At 63.6% G+C, this 14,173-nt stretch carries 10 protein-coding genes and 1 pseudogene; 3 read left to right on the top strand and 8 right to left on the bottom strand.

Features of this window, described 5'->3' with window-relative positions; all coding sequences use genetic code 11:
* Positions 1-17: 17 nt before the first annotated feature.
* The 6 genes from B5M41_RS00130 to B5M41_RS00105 all read right to left on the bottom strand — a co-directional run bounded on the left by B5M41_RS00130 (position 18) and on the right by B5M41_RS00105 (position 5,929).
* A complete protein-coding gene (locus tag B5M41_RS00130; protein WP_134651113.1) occupies positions 18-830 on the bottom strand; it encodes a carbohydrate ABC transporter permease in 813 nt (270 codons plus the stop codon).
* Positions 827-1,690 carry a carbohydrate ABC transporter permease gene (locus tag B5M41_RS00125; RefSeq protein WP_134651115.1) on the bottom strand — a complete coding sequence of 288 codons (864 nt, stop codon included), beginning with the start codon at positions 1,688-1,690 and terminating at the stop codon, positions 827-829. Before B5M41_RS00125 ends, B5M41_RS00130 begins: the two co-directional genes overlap by 4 nt.
* Before the next feature lie 65 nt (positions 1,691-1,755).
* Positions 1,756-3,033: an ABC transporter substrate-binding protein gene (locus B5M41_RS00120; RefSeq protein WP_134651117.1), complete on the bottom strand. Its 1,278-nt coding sequence runs from the start codon at positions 3,031-3,033 to the stop codon at positions 1,756-1,758.
* A gap of 186 nt (positions 3,034-3,219) precedes the next feature.
* Positions 3,220-4,179: an AraC family transcriptional regulator gene (locus tag B5M41_RS00115; protein ID WP_134651131.1), complete on the bottom strand. Its 960-nt coding sequence runs from the start codon at positions 4,177-4,179 to the stop codon at positions 3,220-3,222.
* A gap of 95 nt (positions 4,180-4,274) precedes the next feature.
* Entirely contained in the window at positions 4,275-4,973 is a 699-nt protein-coding gene (scpB, locus tag B5M41_RS00110; RefSeq protein WP_134651119.1) for an SMC-Scp complex subunit ScpB, read from the bottom strand.
* A 2-nt stretch (positions 4,974-4,975) separates the two neighbouring features.
* Entirely contained in the window at positions 4,976-5,929 is a 954-nt protein-coding gene (locus tag B5M41_RS00105; RefSeq protein WP_134651121.1) for a DUF1403 family protein, read from the bottom strand.
* Between the two features lie 488 nt (positions 5,930-6,417).
* Here B5M41_RS00105 and B5M41_RS00100 point away from each other — a divergent pair, with 488 nt between their 5' ends.
* From B5M41_RS00100 to B5M41_RS00090, 3 genes and pseudogenes are all read left to right on the top strand, one after another.
* The gene (locus B5M41_RS00100; RefSeq protein ID WP_209020890.1) at positions 6,418-8,880 is read left to right on the top strand and encodes a PAS domain-containing protein; all 2,463 of its coding nucleotides are present in this window, start codon (positions 6,418-6,420) and stop codon (positions 8,878-8,880) included.
* Positions 8,881-8,969: 89 nt separating this feature from the next.
* Positions 8,970-9,680, top strand: a pseudogene (locus tag B5M41_RS00095) (MFS transporter); the annotation flags it as partial.
* A gap of 8 nt (positions 9,681-9,688) precedes the next feature.
* Positions 9,689-10,966, top strand: coding sequence for an arsenic transporter (locus tag B5M41_RS00090; RefSeq protein ID WP_134711020.1), 1,278 nt, complete (start codon positions 9,689-9,691; stop codon positions 10,964-10,966).
* A 14-nt stretch (positions 10,967-10,980) separates the two neighbouring features.
* Here B5M41_RS00090 and B5M41_RS00085 read toward each other — a convergent pair whose 3' ends face one another.
* Together B5M41_RS00085 and B5M41_RS00080 are read right to left on the bottom strand one after the other, a co-directional pair.
* Entirely contained in the window at positions 10,981-13,524 is a 2,544-nt protein-coding gene (locus B5M41_RS00085) for an HWE histidine kinase domain-containing protein (protein ID WP_413713154.1), read from the bottom strand.
* Entirely contained in the window at positions 13,508-14,095 is a 588-nt protein-coding gene (locus tag B5M41_RS00080; RefSeq protein ID WP_167719466.1) for a biliverdin-producing heme oxygenase, read from the bottom strand. Before B5M41_RS00080 ends, B5M41_RS00085 begins: the two co-directional genes overlap by 17 nt.
* Between the last annotated feature and the right edge of the window lie 78 nt (positions 14,096-14,173).

Raw genomic sequence — 14,173 nt, 5'->3', positions numbered from 1 at the left:
GGCTATATGTCCTGTCATCAATTGCTCTTGCGCCGGAAGGCATTGTTGAGAAGGCCGCTCAGAATGCCGATGAGCAGGAGCGGCGGTATGGAAAGCAGAACCACCGAGGCATTGAGGATGCCCCAGGGCACGTCGCGACCGAGCTGCGTGAGTTCCGAGGCGACGATCGGCAGCGTCTTGGCATCCGAGGTCGTCAGCATCAGCGCGATCAGGAACTCGTTCCAGACAAGCACGAAGGCGAAGGCAACGGCGCCGATCAGCGAGCGCGAGGCAATGGGCAATGCGATCAGGAAGAACACGGCATAGGGCCCGTAGCCATCGACCCTTGCCGCCTCCTCCACTTCCTTCGGCACGCGGGCGAAGGCCGGGACGCCGAGCCAGATGACGGTGGCGAGCGTCAGCAGGGTATAGGTGACGATCAGCGAGAGCCGCGTGTCATAGAAGCCAAGATCGAGCCATATCACCATGAGCGGGATCGCCACGGCGACCGGCGGCAGGAACCGCAGGGACAGCACGAAGAACTGGATGTCGGCGGACCAGCGGTTGGGATAGCGGGCGATCGCATAGGCGGCCGGCAGGCCGAGCAGCGCACCGATCAGGACGGAACCGCCCGCGGCGATCACCGAATTGACGAGGCCGGCCGCCACGCTGTCGCGCCCCAGCACATAGGCGAAGTTGTCGAGCGTCGGCGTGAAGATGAAGAGCGGCGTCGGCGTCACGATGTCGACGCGGTTCTTGAAGGCGTTGATCGCCGTCCACACCATGGGAAACACGGCGGAGAAGGCCGCGAGATAAAGCACGGACTTGCCGAGGAAACGTGACAGGCTCATGGCTTCACCCTCTTCCAGATCACCGTGAAGATGACCGTCGTCGCGACCATCATCAGCACCGCCATGCTGGAGGCGTAGGAGATGCGGCCCGATTCGATGAAGCCTTGCGAGAAGGCGTACATATCCAGCGTTTCCGTCACGATGCCGGGCCCGCCACGGGTCATGACATAGATGAGGTCGAACGCGCGCAGTGACTCGATCATCTTGATGAAGGTGAGCGAGATGAGCGGCGCCTTGAGCATGGGAAGTGCCACATAGAGATAGACTTCCCAGGGGCGCGCGTGATCGAGCCGGGCGGCCTCGAAGGGCTGCGGCGGCAGGGTTTCCAGAAGCTTCAGCACGATGACACCGAAGAACAGCCCCCATTGCCAGACATCGACGAGCGCCACCGTCATCAGCGCCGTTGCCGGGTTCGACAGCAGGTCGAGCGGCTGGCCGGTTATCGCCTTGTAGGGATAGGTGACGATGCCGTAGAGCGGATGGAAGGCGAACTTCCAGACGAAGGCGGCCGAAACGCGCGGCAGGATGACCGGTACGAGGAAGATCAGCGTCAGCACCGCCCGCTGGCGCGCCGAGGCGAATTCGAACATCAGGATGCCGAGCACGATGGCCACCAGCAACGTCAGCGTGACCGTGACAAGCTCCCAGGTCAGCGACACGCCGATGGCATTGACGAAGCGGCGATCCGAAAAGAGATCGATGTAATTGGCAAGGCCGACGAAGCTGCCGTCCGGGCGGCTGAGCTCGCGGTTGCGGAAGGAAATGTAGATCGCATAGGCCGTCGGCACGAAGGCAAGCACCGCCAGGATGAGCAGCGGCGGCGCGAGGAAGACGGCAGGCAGGCGGGTTCTCGATGTCATGGATTTTCCTCGTGATCGCGCGGCCGCCGTCTCGGGAGTGCGGTGGCGGCCGCGCTGCTCAAGGCTTACTGGCTGCGAGCGACGAGCTCCTTGGCGAAGCCTTCGAGTTCGTTCAGGCCGTCCTTGATGTCCGTGCGTGAACCGGCAATCAACTCTTCGAGAATGATGCCCCAGCGGTCGCCGAGATCAGGCCAGAGCGGGCTCTGCCAGAAGTTGACAGCCGTCACCTTGCCGGTGTCGGCAAGCGCCTGGCCGAGGTCAGGCCCGTAGAGCTTGGCGAAGGTGTCGCTGGTCATGATGCTGGTGCGGTTCAGTTCGCTGAACTGGTTGGCCTCCAGGCGGCGCTGCTCGTTCTCCTTGGATGTTGCCCAGGCGATGAACAGGCCCGCGCAGGCCTTCGATGCGTCATCCGCATTGGCCTTGGTACCGATCGCAAGACCATGGCCGTAGCCACCGCCGGTGAGCGGCGTCGGCGGCGGCAGGTAGCCGACCTTGCCGGCGACCTGCGACGACTTCGGATCGATCGCCATGCCGACAAGCGGAGTCGACTCCACCAGCATCGCGACCTGACCGGACGTGAAAGCGCCGACCGATTCATCCCAGCCGCCGGTCTGCGTGCCGGGTGCGGAATACTTGAAGAGTTCGAGATAGGTCTCGGTGGCCTTCACGGCCGCCTCGCTGTTGAACTTCGGCTCGTTGCCGTCGAACCACTCGCCACCGAAGCCCTTGAAATAAGGCATCCAGCGCCAGACATTGGCGCCCGAGCCGCGCTGGCCGCGCAACGCGATGCCATAGATGCCCTTGTCCGGCTGATGCAGCTTCTTGACGGCTTCCTTCATCTCGTCGAGCGTCGTCGGTGGCTTGACGCCGGCAGCTTCCAGCAGGTCCTTGCGGTAGACAAGCAGGTCGCCGCCGCCGGTCAGCGGTGCGAACCAGACCTTGCCGTCATAGGTCGCGACCTTCTGGCGGCCGGGGTCGAAGTCGGCATAATCATATTCGGCGGGATAATAATCCATCAGCGGCGCGACCCAGCCGGCAGACGCGAACAGCGCCACATTGGCCTCGTCGATGTAATAGACATTGTACTTGCCGATGGTCGACGCATCCGCCTTGGTCTTGGCGCGACGGTCGTTCTCGTTGAGATAGTCGATTTCGAAGGATGCGCCGCCGGAAAGCTTGGCGAACTCGTCCTTGTGGCTTTCCAGAAGCGTCAGGCCGTCGCGCGGCTGGGCCAGCACACGGATGGTACCGGAGCATTCCGCCGCCAGCGCGACCGATGAGACAGAGCTGGCGAGAAGGCATGCATAGGCGATGCTCGAAACGAGCGTTTTCACGGATGTCATGGGTGAACCTCCCTCAAGGTATCGTTGGTCGGCGCCGCACGACCTCCTCGTCGCCTGCGCCAATCGTCCAGCGAATGACTTCGCTAAAATGCATATTATGCCGGGAAATCGCGGAAACTAGCGTGTCTGTTGCAGTGAATCTGTACTTTAATGCGCAATTTCATGCTGCACTGCGAAAAAACAACACTATCCGCGCAAGGTTTCATCGGGGACGGGGACATCGCCCCGCAGGGAGCGGCGTTGCGGCGTGAGCCGGCGATAAGCGGACGGCGTCATGCGATGCTGGCGCAGGAAGGTCCGGTTGAAATTGGAAATGTTCATGTAGCCGACCTCGAAACAGATATCGGTGATCGGCATGTCGGTTTCCGCCAGAAGCTTGCAGGCCTGCCAGATGCGCAGCTTGTTGACATGGTCTGTGAAGGTGTTGCCGGTGTTCTTCTTGAAGAAGCGGGAGAAGGCGCTTTCGCTCATGCCAGCGAGATCGGCGACATCAGACAGGCGGATATCTGTCGCGAAGTTGCGGTAGATGAAGACGAGCGCGCGCTGGAGAGCATCAAGGGTTTCGGCGTCGAGCTTTGGCGAATATTCGGGCGATGACAGCACCTCGTATTCCGTCGAGCCGGCAAGCAGATCGAGCAGCTGAAGGAAAAGCACGAGCCGCGCCAAGCCCTTCTGCGTGCCCATGCGCTCGACGAGATCGGCGCCGCGCGCCAGCGTCTCGCCGCTGAAGACGAGGCCTCTTTGAGCGCGAGCAAAGAAGTCCTCCAGCTGCGCGAATTCCGGCAGCATCCGGGTCGCCTCGCGGATGCGATCAGGATGGAATTGCAAGACGACGTCGCGTCCCTCGATTACCTCGCCGGGTGCGGTCATCGTCACCCAGTCATGCGGCAGGTCACTGCCGATAACGGTCAGATAGGTCGCGGAGAACGCGCCGATATAATCGCCGACAAAGGCCACTCCGGTGCCCTTGCGAATGAGATGGATCTCGAATTCCGGATGAAAGTTCCAGACATTGCGCTCCCACGGATAATCGTCGATGCGCCAGAGAAAGCTCTCGTCGATGCCCGTGATGATGTGCTCGAAGGTCGGCGGGCTGGCCGAAAGCGGGCTGAACTTCGGCTCCGGTATGCTCCTGCGCTCCCGCATGCTGGTGGGGCTGCTCAATCCGTGCTCCTGCATTGCCACGACATCATAGCGGGCATTTTGACCACAAAACCGCGGCCGGACAACCGCCCCAGCTGCTACGGCTCCTCGCCCTCGGCATCCGTCTCGACGCCGGCCTCCACCGCCTCCGTCTGCACAGCCTGCCGGCTGAGCAGACCCGCATCCTCGAGCGCCTCGATATCGGGCAGGTCGCGCAGCGTCTGCATGCCGAAGGCGGTCAGGAACTGCTTCGTCGTCACATAGGTATAGGGCGCGCCCGGTGTGGGGCTGCGCGGGCCGGAAGCAAGGAAGCCGGCATTGCGCAGGGACGCGATCGTGTCGCGGCTTATCTCCTTGCCGAAAACCCGCGACAGCTCGGCTCGGGTCACCGGCTGGAAATAGGCGATCGCCATCAGCACCATGGCCTCGAAGTCCGATAAGGCAGCGGATGCGCTGCGCGTCGGCGCCTGCGACGCCCGGACCGTCTCCGCGTAACGGGGACGCGTTCGATGCTGCCAACCGCCCGCGACCGACACGATCTCGTAGGGCCGGCCGCGCAGTTCCTCCTGCAGATCGTCGATCAGGAGATCGAGGCTGCAATCCTTGCCGACGACGCGCGACAGCGTCTCGCGACCGACCGGCGCGGCCGCGGCGAACAGGACCGCCTCGATGCGCAGCATCCACTCGCGCCAGCGCAGCTCGGCAGGCAGGTCGGCAAGCTCCCGGTCGAGCGACTGCTGGTCCTGCGCCCTGGATTTGCGGCCACGCCGTGCCTTCGTGCCATCAGGTGCGTCCATCGTCACAGCCCGTAAATCCGGAAGGATGCGCGCCCGGAAAGCTCCCGGACGGCGGCAAAACCTTCCAGTCGTTCGAACAGGCGGGTGGCGGCCCAGCGGGACAGGTTGCTGCCGGGCGCCGATGCCGGCACGGCGTCGTCATCGAGCAGCCTTGCGATAACAGGCGCGGCTCCCTTGGTGCGCACCTTCGGCGCGACGGCGAGAAGTGTTTCGGCGCGATGCGCGATTTCGCCGGCAGACCGCAAGGCGGTCGTGGCCCCCTCGGCGAGCGCGACGCAGACGGCGCCGGAAAAAGCGGGTTCGCCGGGTTGCAAGCGCCCCCGGCCCGCCGGCGTGCGGAAAGCCGCTCCGTAACGCTCCGCCATCAGGAGTGGCACCGTGGAAGGCCAGTCGAGCATGCGCGCGATGAGCAGGTCGGCCAGCGCCCAGGCCAGCATCTCGCCATCGGGCCGGTCACGCATGATCGCCGTCACCAGTGCAACGGCCGCGAAGGGCGGCGCCCGGCCCGATTGCAGCGCTGCATCCGCGTGATCGACCGCCGCCAGCAGCCGCTCGTCCGAGGCGAGGCCAAACAGGTCGGCCAGTTCGCCGACGGCCTTGGAGGAAAAGCCGGGCTTTCGCGCCGCAATCCGCCGGAACGCCACAGACACGCGCCCGGCCGGACCCGGATCGTCGCCCGCCGATGTCAGGAGCACGGCGTCGCGCAGCGCCGCTTCGTCTTCGTTGCGTCCCATCAGACGCACGGCGACCCCTGCACATTTCAAGGCCTGCCGCGCGCGCCAGCAGCCGGCCCAGACGGGCGTTGAACGCACGAGGTCGTCGAGCGCTTTCAGGGCAACGCCGGCGGCGAAAGCGGCATCGCTCTCATTAGGTTCGCCCCCGCGCGAGCGGATCCAGCCCGGCAGCTGCGGTACCGGCGTGGCGGCCGGTCGAGGGGATGAAACGCGCGAATCCATGTCGGCAGCCTACATTCCGCGTGCGGTTCTTGCCAGACGGATCGTGCACAACCGCACATGAAATGCGGCGCGCGGGAACTCGAAGGCCCGTCGCCGCCTCCAGAACAAAAAGGGCGCTCGACCCTTTCGGGGAGCGCCCTTTGGACCCGGACAACTACGAACGCGCGACGAGGGGGTTATCGCTGCAGGCAGTCATCGATGACGGGTTGTGAGCGTTAGATGGGGAGCCTCGCGGAGATATCAAGTCCCCCGCGGCGTCGCTGACCGCGGCGGTGATTTCGGCGATATCGTCGGCAGCTTCGTGCAAGGTCGAGCGGCATCGTGCTGGTCTCACCGCGCCCGGATTTTCAGCGGTCGATGCGGTCTCATCCGCAACGACATCGGCCATTCTTTCGAAACAGATGTAACGGATCGGAAACTCTTGCATATGTGCTTTCCAAACCGGGATCGAAGCCCATATACGTCGAACAAATATCCGAGATCACCTGATGACGATCCCCGCAGAGCCGACCAGTGAAATGAGCCGACATGTCCAGGCGCTCGATTGGGGCAGCCATGGCTTGGGCAACCCGTCCGAATGGCCATCGGAATTGCGGATGGCGGTCAATCTGTGCCTGAACACATCTCTGCCCACTGCCATCTACTGGGGCGACGAGTTGCGGCTCATCTATAACGATGCCTGGGCGCCCATTGCCGGGGAAAAGCATCCGTGGGCGCTGGGGCGACCGGCCCGTGAGGTCTGGGCGGACATATGGCATGTGATCCAGCCGCAATTGGCGGCGGTCATGACGACCGGCAAGGGATTTTCCGTCGCCGACCAGATGCTGCCGATGGAGCGCGGCGGCCGCGTGCAGCAGACCCATTGGGACTACAGCTTTGCGCCCATCGTCGATGACAGGGATCGCGTTCTCGGCATCTTCAACCAGGGCAACGAGACGACGGCGCGCCTTTCCGCGGAGCGCGCGCTTCGCGCCAGCGAAGAGCGACTGGAGTTCGCGCTGGGCGCCTCCAACACGGTCGGGACCTGGGATTGGGACGTCCCGAACGACACGATCATCGCGGACGCGCGCTTTGCCAAACTCTATGGGGTTCCGCGGGAGCGAGCCGCCGCGGGCGCGCCGATCGCCGAATTTTTCGCTGGATTGCACCCCGACGACCTGCCAGCGGTCCGAGACGCCATCAACACGGCGATGAAGACCGGAAAAAACTTCTCGCAGGAGTACCGGCTGTTGCAGCCGGATGGTACGAGCCGATGGGTGATCGCCGAAGGAAGGCCGACGCTTGCCCCGGATGGAACCGTCCTGCGCTTTCCCGGCGTCAGCTTCGACATCACAGAGCGAAAGAAGACCGAGGCCGCCCTGCGCGACAGCGAGGAGCGGTTTCGTGCCATCACCAACTCGATCGACCAGATGCTCTGGTCGACGCTGCCGGATGGCCATCACGACTACTACAATCAGCGTTGGTACGACTTCACCGGCGTTCCCGTCGGTTCGACGGATGGAGAAGGCTGGAACGGCATGTTCCACCCCGACGACCAGGAGCGCGCCTGGAACGTCTGGCGTCAATGCCTGACGACCGGCGAGCCCTATCACATCGAATACCGCCTCCGGCACAAATCAGGCGTTTACCGCTGGGTGCTCGGCCGCGCGCAGGCGGTGCGCGACAATGCGGGCAGCATCACGCGCTGGTTCGGCTCCTGCACGGATATCCAGGACATCGTCGACGCGCGGGAAGTCCTTGCCCGTTCGCGTGAAGAGCTCGAGAAGGCCGTCGAGGAGCGCACAGCCAAGCTGATGGAAGCCGAAGCCCAGCTGCGCCATGCACAGAAGATGGAAGCGGTCGGCCAGCTCACGGGCGGTGTCGCGCATGACTTCAACAACATGCTTGCGGTTATCCTGGGCGCGATGAACCTTCTGGAACGGCGGCTCGCGCGCGGCGAAACCGATCTCAGCCGCTACATCGAGGCAGCCAAGGACGGCGCGAACCGGGCGGCCGCCCTCACCCAGCGCCTGCTGGCCTTCTCCCGCCGGCAACCGCTCCAGCCCGAGGTGATCGAGCCGAACCGCATGGTGTCGGGCATGACGGAGTTGCTCGCCCGCGCGCTTGGAGAACAGATCCAGGTGGAGACCGTGATGGCGGCCGGGCTGTGGAGGATCAACGCCGATCCGAGCCAGCTGGAGAATGCCATCCTCAACCTCGCCGTCAACGGCCGCGATGCGATGCCCCAGGGCGGCAAGCTCACGGTGGAAACCGCCAATACCTTCATCGCCGAGGATTATGCCAGAGAGCATTCCATGTCCGTCGGTCAATATGTCATGATCGCCGTGACGGACACCGGCGCGGGCATGACGAAAGACACGCTGGCCAAAGCGTTCGATCCGTTCTTCACGACCAAGGAAGTGGGCAAGGGATCCGGCCTCGGTCTCAGCCAGGTTTTCGGTTTCGTCAGGCAATCGGGCGGGCATGTCAGGATCTATTCCGAGCTTGGACACGGCACCAATGTGAAGATCTACCTTCCCCGTCATTACGGTACCGGCGAAACCAAGAACCTCGCGCCGCTCGGCAATGAGCCGGCGCGCGGCAGGCGTGACGAACTTGTTCTCGTGGTGGAGGATGACGAGCGCGTCCGCACCTTCTCGACCGAAGCGCTGCGAGAACTTGGCTATACCGTCGCGGAAGCCGCGAACGGGCCTGCGGCCCTGGCGCTCCTCGATGCCGGATTGAAGCCGACCCTTTTGTTTACGGACGTCGTCATGCCGCAGATGAGCGGTCGCGAGCTTGCCGAAATCGCAGCCTCGAAGGTCGCCAATCTCAAGGTGCTTTATACGACCGGATATACGCGCAATGCCGTGGTCCATAACGGCATCCTCGACCCCGGCACGCATCTGCTCCAGAAGCCATTCAGCCTCGACCAGCTTGCCGAGAAGATCCGCCACGTTTTGGATGGATAGCCATTTTCGGCGGCGTGGAACCTTTTTTCCTTCTGTCCATTTCAGGAGGCTTTTTCCACTCATCGCGCTTGATCGAGGCCGCCGCGCATGCAGTCCACGCCATCGATCCGTCCAAGGTAGACCATGCGGTGGCGCGCGGCCTCGCCCATGACGAAGGCGAGCCGGGACCATCAGGCTTTGCCGTGTTGGTGAGCCGTAAGGGGCTGATCCTTCTCGCGATCACGCTGATGATCTTTCACTTCGGCAACGCCCCCATCAGCCGTCTGATCGCCCAGGATTTTTCCATCCAGCTTGGCACCCCCTTCCGAACGACCGCCATCACCACCGGTGTCGCACAGCTTTCCATGATCGTCATGGCGGTGGCGGCCCCCCTGCTCATCCGCCGGTTCGGCCTGGCAAGCGTCTTTCTCCTGGCGCTTGCCGCACTTCCCATCCGCGGGGCCCTTGCGGGCACGTTTTCGAGCTTTGCCTGGATCTACCCCGTGCAGATCCTCGACGGCGTGGGCGCAGGCCTCCTCGGCATTGCCGCCCCCATCGCCGCGGAGCGCATCCTGGCGGGAACCGGGCGCTTTAACGTGGGCCTTGCCGCCGTCATGACGGTGCAGGGGATTGGCGCATCGCTCAGCAATGTGGTAGCGGGGTGGCTGACCGATATCGGCGGTTACGGCTTGGCCTACTGGGTCCATGGCGCAGTGTCGATCTTGGCCTTCGTCGTGTTCTGTACCGCGCATCGCCTGATCGCGCCGGCACGGTCGGACGACGAGGGAGACCACCGCAACGCGATGACCGCGCCCTCCTGAGAACGTTTATGAGCACCTTTTCACTGACCTGGATTGTCGCGGGCCTTACGGTGACCGGCGTCGTCCTTCGTCCCTTCGCCTGGCCGGAGGCCGTCTGGGCGCTCGCCGGCGCCACGCTGCTCGTGGTTGTCGGCTCGCTTGCGCCATCCACAGCGCTGGAGGCCGTAGGGCGAGGTACGGATGTCTACCTCTTCCTCATCGGCATGATGCTGCTGTCGGAGATCGCGCGCCGCGAGCGGCTGTTCGACTGGCTGGCCGCCTTCGCCACATCGCATGCCCGCGGCTCGCCGCGCCGGCTCTTCGTGCTGATATATGGATGCGGCATTCTGGTCACCGCGTTTCTCTCGAACGACGCCACCGCCGTCGTCCTCACGCCCGCCGTCTACGCCGCGTGCAAGGCGGCAAAGGTGCGCGATCCCATGCCCTACCTGCTGATCTGCGCGTTCATCGCCAACGCCGCGAGTTTCGTGCTGCCCATTTCCAATCCGGCCAATCTCGTCCTCTTCGGCAACGGCACCATGCCCTCGCTGCTGCACTGGCTGAGCCTGTTTGCGCTTCCCTCCGTCGTCGCCATCCTCGTCACCTTCGCCGCACTCTGGTGGACACAGCGCAAGGCCCTGACAGAAGACACCGTCTCCACCACGGTCGAAGTCGTTTCACTGACACGCCAGGCGCGGCTTGCCGGCCTGGCGCTTTGCGTCACCGCCGTTCTGCTTGTGGCGGTATCGGCGCTCGGCGGCGATCTCGGCCTGACAACGTTCCTCGCCGGCGCGGTGACGACCGCCCTGATCCTGATCGCCAATCGCGAGGGGCCGGGCGACATCCTCCGTGGCATTTCCTGGACCGCCCTTCTTCTCGTGGCCGGCCTCTTCGTCGTGGTCGAGGCGACGGAAGCCACCGGTCTTCATACCCTGATCGGCGGCTGGATCGTGCAGAGCGCAGCGCAGAGCGTCTACGCCACAGCCTTCGCATCGGGCATTGCCGCGGCACTCTTCTCCAATCTTGCGAACAATCTTCCGGTCGGGCTTCTCGCGGCAAGCGCCCTTCACACGGCCGACATGCCGCAACTCGTATCGGCGGCTACCATGATCGGCGTCGACCTCGGCCCCAACCTGTCCGTCACCGGATCGCTCGCCACCATCCTGTGGCTGACGGCGCTGCGCCGGGAAGGGTTGCATATCGGCGCATGGCAATTCCTGAAAATCGGTGCAGTCGTTGCCACACCGGCCGTCATCCTGTCGCTCGCGACGCTCATTATCGTGGGGCCGCTCACATCCCTGCAGTAAGCCGAGGCGTGCCTCTATCGCTTTTGCAGGAGCGACGTCAGCGCCGAAACGATGGTGTTTCGGCTGTAGGGTTTGTGAACAATCGGGACACCCGCAAGCTCTTCCGGGAGCTGTGCATTTTCGCCGTAGCCGGTCGCGAAGACGAACGGGATGGATTTCCGCCGAAGCTCCTCGGCAACGGGGAAGGATGTGGTCTGCCCCAGATTGATGTCCAGGATGGCAAGGTCCGGCGCCTCGGTTTCGATCTGTGCCATTGCCTGCCGGACTGAACTCGTCGTCATCACTCTGGTCAGTCTCTCGTCCGCAAGCATAGCCTCCAGATCCAGCGCGATGAGGATCTGGTCTTCCAGGATCAGAACCGAAGGATCGGCCGCGGCCAGCGTGTCGGCGGCCTCCGGAGCGCGCTCGGCGGCCCGCATCGTCGTTTGCACCTTGGACGCTGTCAGCTTCACATGCGGCGGGGGAATGCGGAATTCCGCAACGAGGCCCGACGGCTCGAACTTGACCACGCTCTCGCCGCCAAGGTCATAGGGCACGCTGCGATCGATAAGGGCACTGCCAAAACCGCTGCGCGAGGGAACACTGACAACCGGTCCGCCTTGCTCCCGCCAGCGGATTTCGCAGGTTCCCGTCGCCGTCATCTCCCACGTCACAGCGACGGTGCCGGTCGGCACCGAAAGGGCACCATACTTCGCCGCATTGGTGGCAAGTTCGTGAAAGACCAGCGCCATGACGGAAAAAGCGCGGCTGTCCAGCCAGATCGCCGGGCCTTCGAGGACGATCGTCGCCTCCTTGGCCCGGTAGGGCCGGAGTTCGGCATCGAGAAGCTCGGAGAGTATGCCGCCGCCATCGCCGCGCACCACCTGGTCATGGGCGATGGCCAATGCCTCGATCCGTCCCTGCAACGTCGCGACATATTGCTCCAGCGTATTCTTGTGCTGCTGCGGGCTCGTCACCAGAGACTTGATGACCGCCAGGATGTTCTTCACCCGGTGGCTTAGTTCCTCGTTCAACATGCGCTGGCGCACTTCCGACTTGCGCCGTTCCCCCGCCATAAGCTCGTTCTGCCGAAGAACGATTTCAACGATTGCGACGCGCACAATCTCGGCGATCTCGCGCTCGGATTCGACCCAGGACTGCGCCTGTCCCTTCACCGTCTCCTTCCAGATCGCGAAGCTCTTGCGCGGCGTCAGACGATCGCCGAGCGGGCCTGCCTCGTAGGTCTTATCGGGATTGCCCGCCCAATTCAGCGTCTGGACGAGTTCCTTGCGGAAGAAGAACAGGCAGTCCGATCCCGTCTGCGACAGCGGAATGGCGAGCACACCGGACACGCGGTCGCCGTAGGCGCTCGCTTCGGGCATTTTCTGCGACAGGCTGTGGGTCGCCCAGATACGCCCCTCTCCCACCCGCTGCACGAAATCGAGAAGACCAGGCAACGCATCATCCGGTGGCGTGGCACCCGTGCCGGTCCACCGGCCATCGAACATGACGCCGGCGCCATCATTGGGCAGAAGCCGGGAAAACTCCTGCAGGCTCTGCCGCAGCAGGGCGCCGAGATCTTCATGATGGGAGGAAAGGATCAGAAAGCGATCGAGCGCCTCGCGCGTTCCCGCCACGGCGGCTACGCGCTGGCGCTCCTTGAGTGATTTGAGGTGCAGGGAGAAGAACTCGCCGAACACCTCCATCGCGACACGCTGCGCCATCGGTAGAACGCGCGGCGCGTAGTGGTGGCACGCGATCAGTCCCCACAGCGAGCCGTCGAGCACGATCGAGATGGACATCGAGGCGGCAACGCCCATGTTACGCAGATACTCGCAATGGATCGGCGATACGCTGCGCAGATGCGCGAAGCTGAGATCGAGTGGTTCACCGGACGCATCCAGCACGGGCTCGATCGGCACGCGGCTGCCGCTGGAATCCGCAATCACCCGGATCGTGTTCTTGAGGTAGAGCGTTCGCGCCTGCTGCGGAATGTCGCTCGCGGGAAAGTACTGCCCGAGAAAGCTCTCCAGATCCGCACGCTTGGTTTCGCTCACCACCTTGCCCGAACCGTCTTGTTCGAAGCGGTAGACCATGACCCGGTCATATCCTGTCACGCCAGCGACGACGCGGCCCGCGCGCTGCACGAGCCGCTCCACCTCCGTGACATCGCTGATCCGGCCGATCATCTCGCGGGCAATGTGCAAGGGCTGGCCGAGAGACGGTGCCAGCTCGAATTCGATGATGACCGCAGACTTGTAATGATGGATTGCGATATCGAAGACGCGTTCACCAAGTGCCACGTCCAGCATAAGCGCCGGCCGCGATGCCGAATTGGTGGCAGCCATGGCGTTGCGAAGATCGTGCAGCAACTGTTCGCCGAGCACCTCGGCAGCGTCCCGGCCGACAAGGTTGCCGGGATATCCGATAATATCGGCGGCATTGGCGGACGCACGCTCGATCCGCGTCAGGCTTATATCGCACGCGATCAGGCATCCGTGCGGCTGGATGCTGCCGGGAATGTGGATCGGCTCACGATCGCAGGTACTCAGGTTTACAGCATCACTGGTAGACAACACGACCACTTTCAAAGCATCGCAAGGCAAGGGCAAAGACCTCATTGGCCGTCGCGGCCGCGCGGTCCATATCGAAATCGCCTGCGTCGTCCAACAATACTAGGAACGACTGCCACTGCGCTATATCATTTGACATAAGGGACAGATGTCTCGCCCCGTATCCGCCAGTCATGCCAAGGTCCGCAGCGCGCTGCCGTAAAACGCGCGCACCGAGGGTCGATCCCTCAAGCACATAAAGGGCACCGAGCAGGGCACTTGGATCGCCGAGGTCGATCACCACCTTCATCGACCGGGCGACCTCCAGCCCCAGATCGTGCGCATCCTGAGCCAACGCTGCCGAGACCATGGTGGGTCGCCAACGCCACTGAGCGGGCCAGGCGACACCTGCCAGCTGGTCATCCATCGTGGCTCGGAATGTGCCGAGAAAGCCGACATAGCGGCCATAGCTTTGCACGCTGTCAAACGCGCCAATGGCCGCGTCCAGCCGCTCGTGGCCATCGCGTGTCCGGTCTCTCAGTTCAAAGCGTCGTTCGCTGTAAGCCATGTGCCTCGGTCGTTCGAATTCAGGCGCCATGTCGCGTTCCATCGCGGCATGGCAGTGTTGGAATCGGATCTGGACAACTGACGGACGGCTACGCCGCCGCGCCGCCGA

It is taken from the genome of Shinella sumterensis (assembly GCF_004514425.2).
Classification (GTDB): Bacteria; Pseudomonadota; Alphaproteobacteria; order Rhizobiales; family Rhizobiaceae; genus Shinella; species Shinella sumterensis.
The sequence above is the reverse complement of the archived record's forward strand: the minus strand, read 5'-3'. Positions and strand labels throughout refer to the sequence as shown.

What these genes read in the sequence shown, in the direction of transcription:
- B5M41_RS00105 (WP_134651121.1), bottom strand. Translation starts at nt 5,929, where the DNA reads ATGGATTCGCGCGTTTCATCCCCTCGACCGGCCGCCACGCCGGTACCG.
- B5M41_RS00090 (WP_134711020.1), top strand. Translation starts at nt 9,689, where the DNA reads ATGAGCACCTTTTCACTGACCTGGATTGTCGCGGGCCTTACGGTGACC.
- B5M41_RS00130 (WP_134651113.1), bottom strand. Translation starts at nt 830, where the DNA reads ATGAGCCTGTCACGTTTCCTCGGCAAGTCCGTGCTTTATCTCGCGGCC.
- B5M41_RS00080 (WP_167719466.1), bottom strand. Translation starts at nt 14,095, where the DNA reads ATGGCGCCTGAATTCGAACGACCGAGGCACATGGCTTACAGCGAACGA.
- B5M41_RS00120 (WP_134651117.1), bottom strand. Translation starts at nt 3,033, where the DNA reads ATGACATCCGTGAAAACGCTCGTTTCGAGCATCGCCTATGCATGCCTT.
- B5M41_RS00125 (WP_134651115.1), bottom strand. Translation starts at nt 1,690, where the DNA reads ATGACATCGAGAACCCGCCTGCCTGCCGTCTTCCTCGCGCCGCCGCTG.
- scpB (WP_134651119.1), bottom strand. Translation starts at nt 4,973, where the DNA reads ATGGACGCACCTGATGGCACGAAGGCACGGCGTGGCCGCAAATCCAGG.
- B5M41_RS00115 (WP_134651131.1), bottom strand. Translation starts at nt 4,179, where the DNA reads ATGCGGGAGCGCAGGAGCATACCGGAGCCGAAGTTCAGCCCGCTTTCG.
- B5M41_RS00100 (WP_209020890.1), top strand. Translation starts at nt 6,418, where the DNA reads ATGACGATCCCCGCAGAGCCGACCAGTGAAATGAGCCGACATGTCCAG.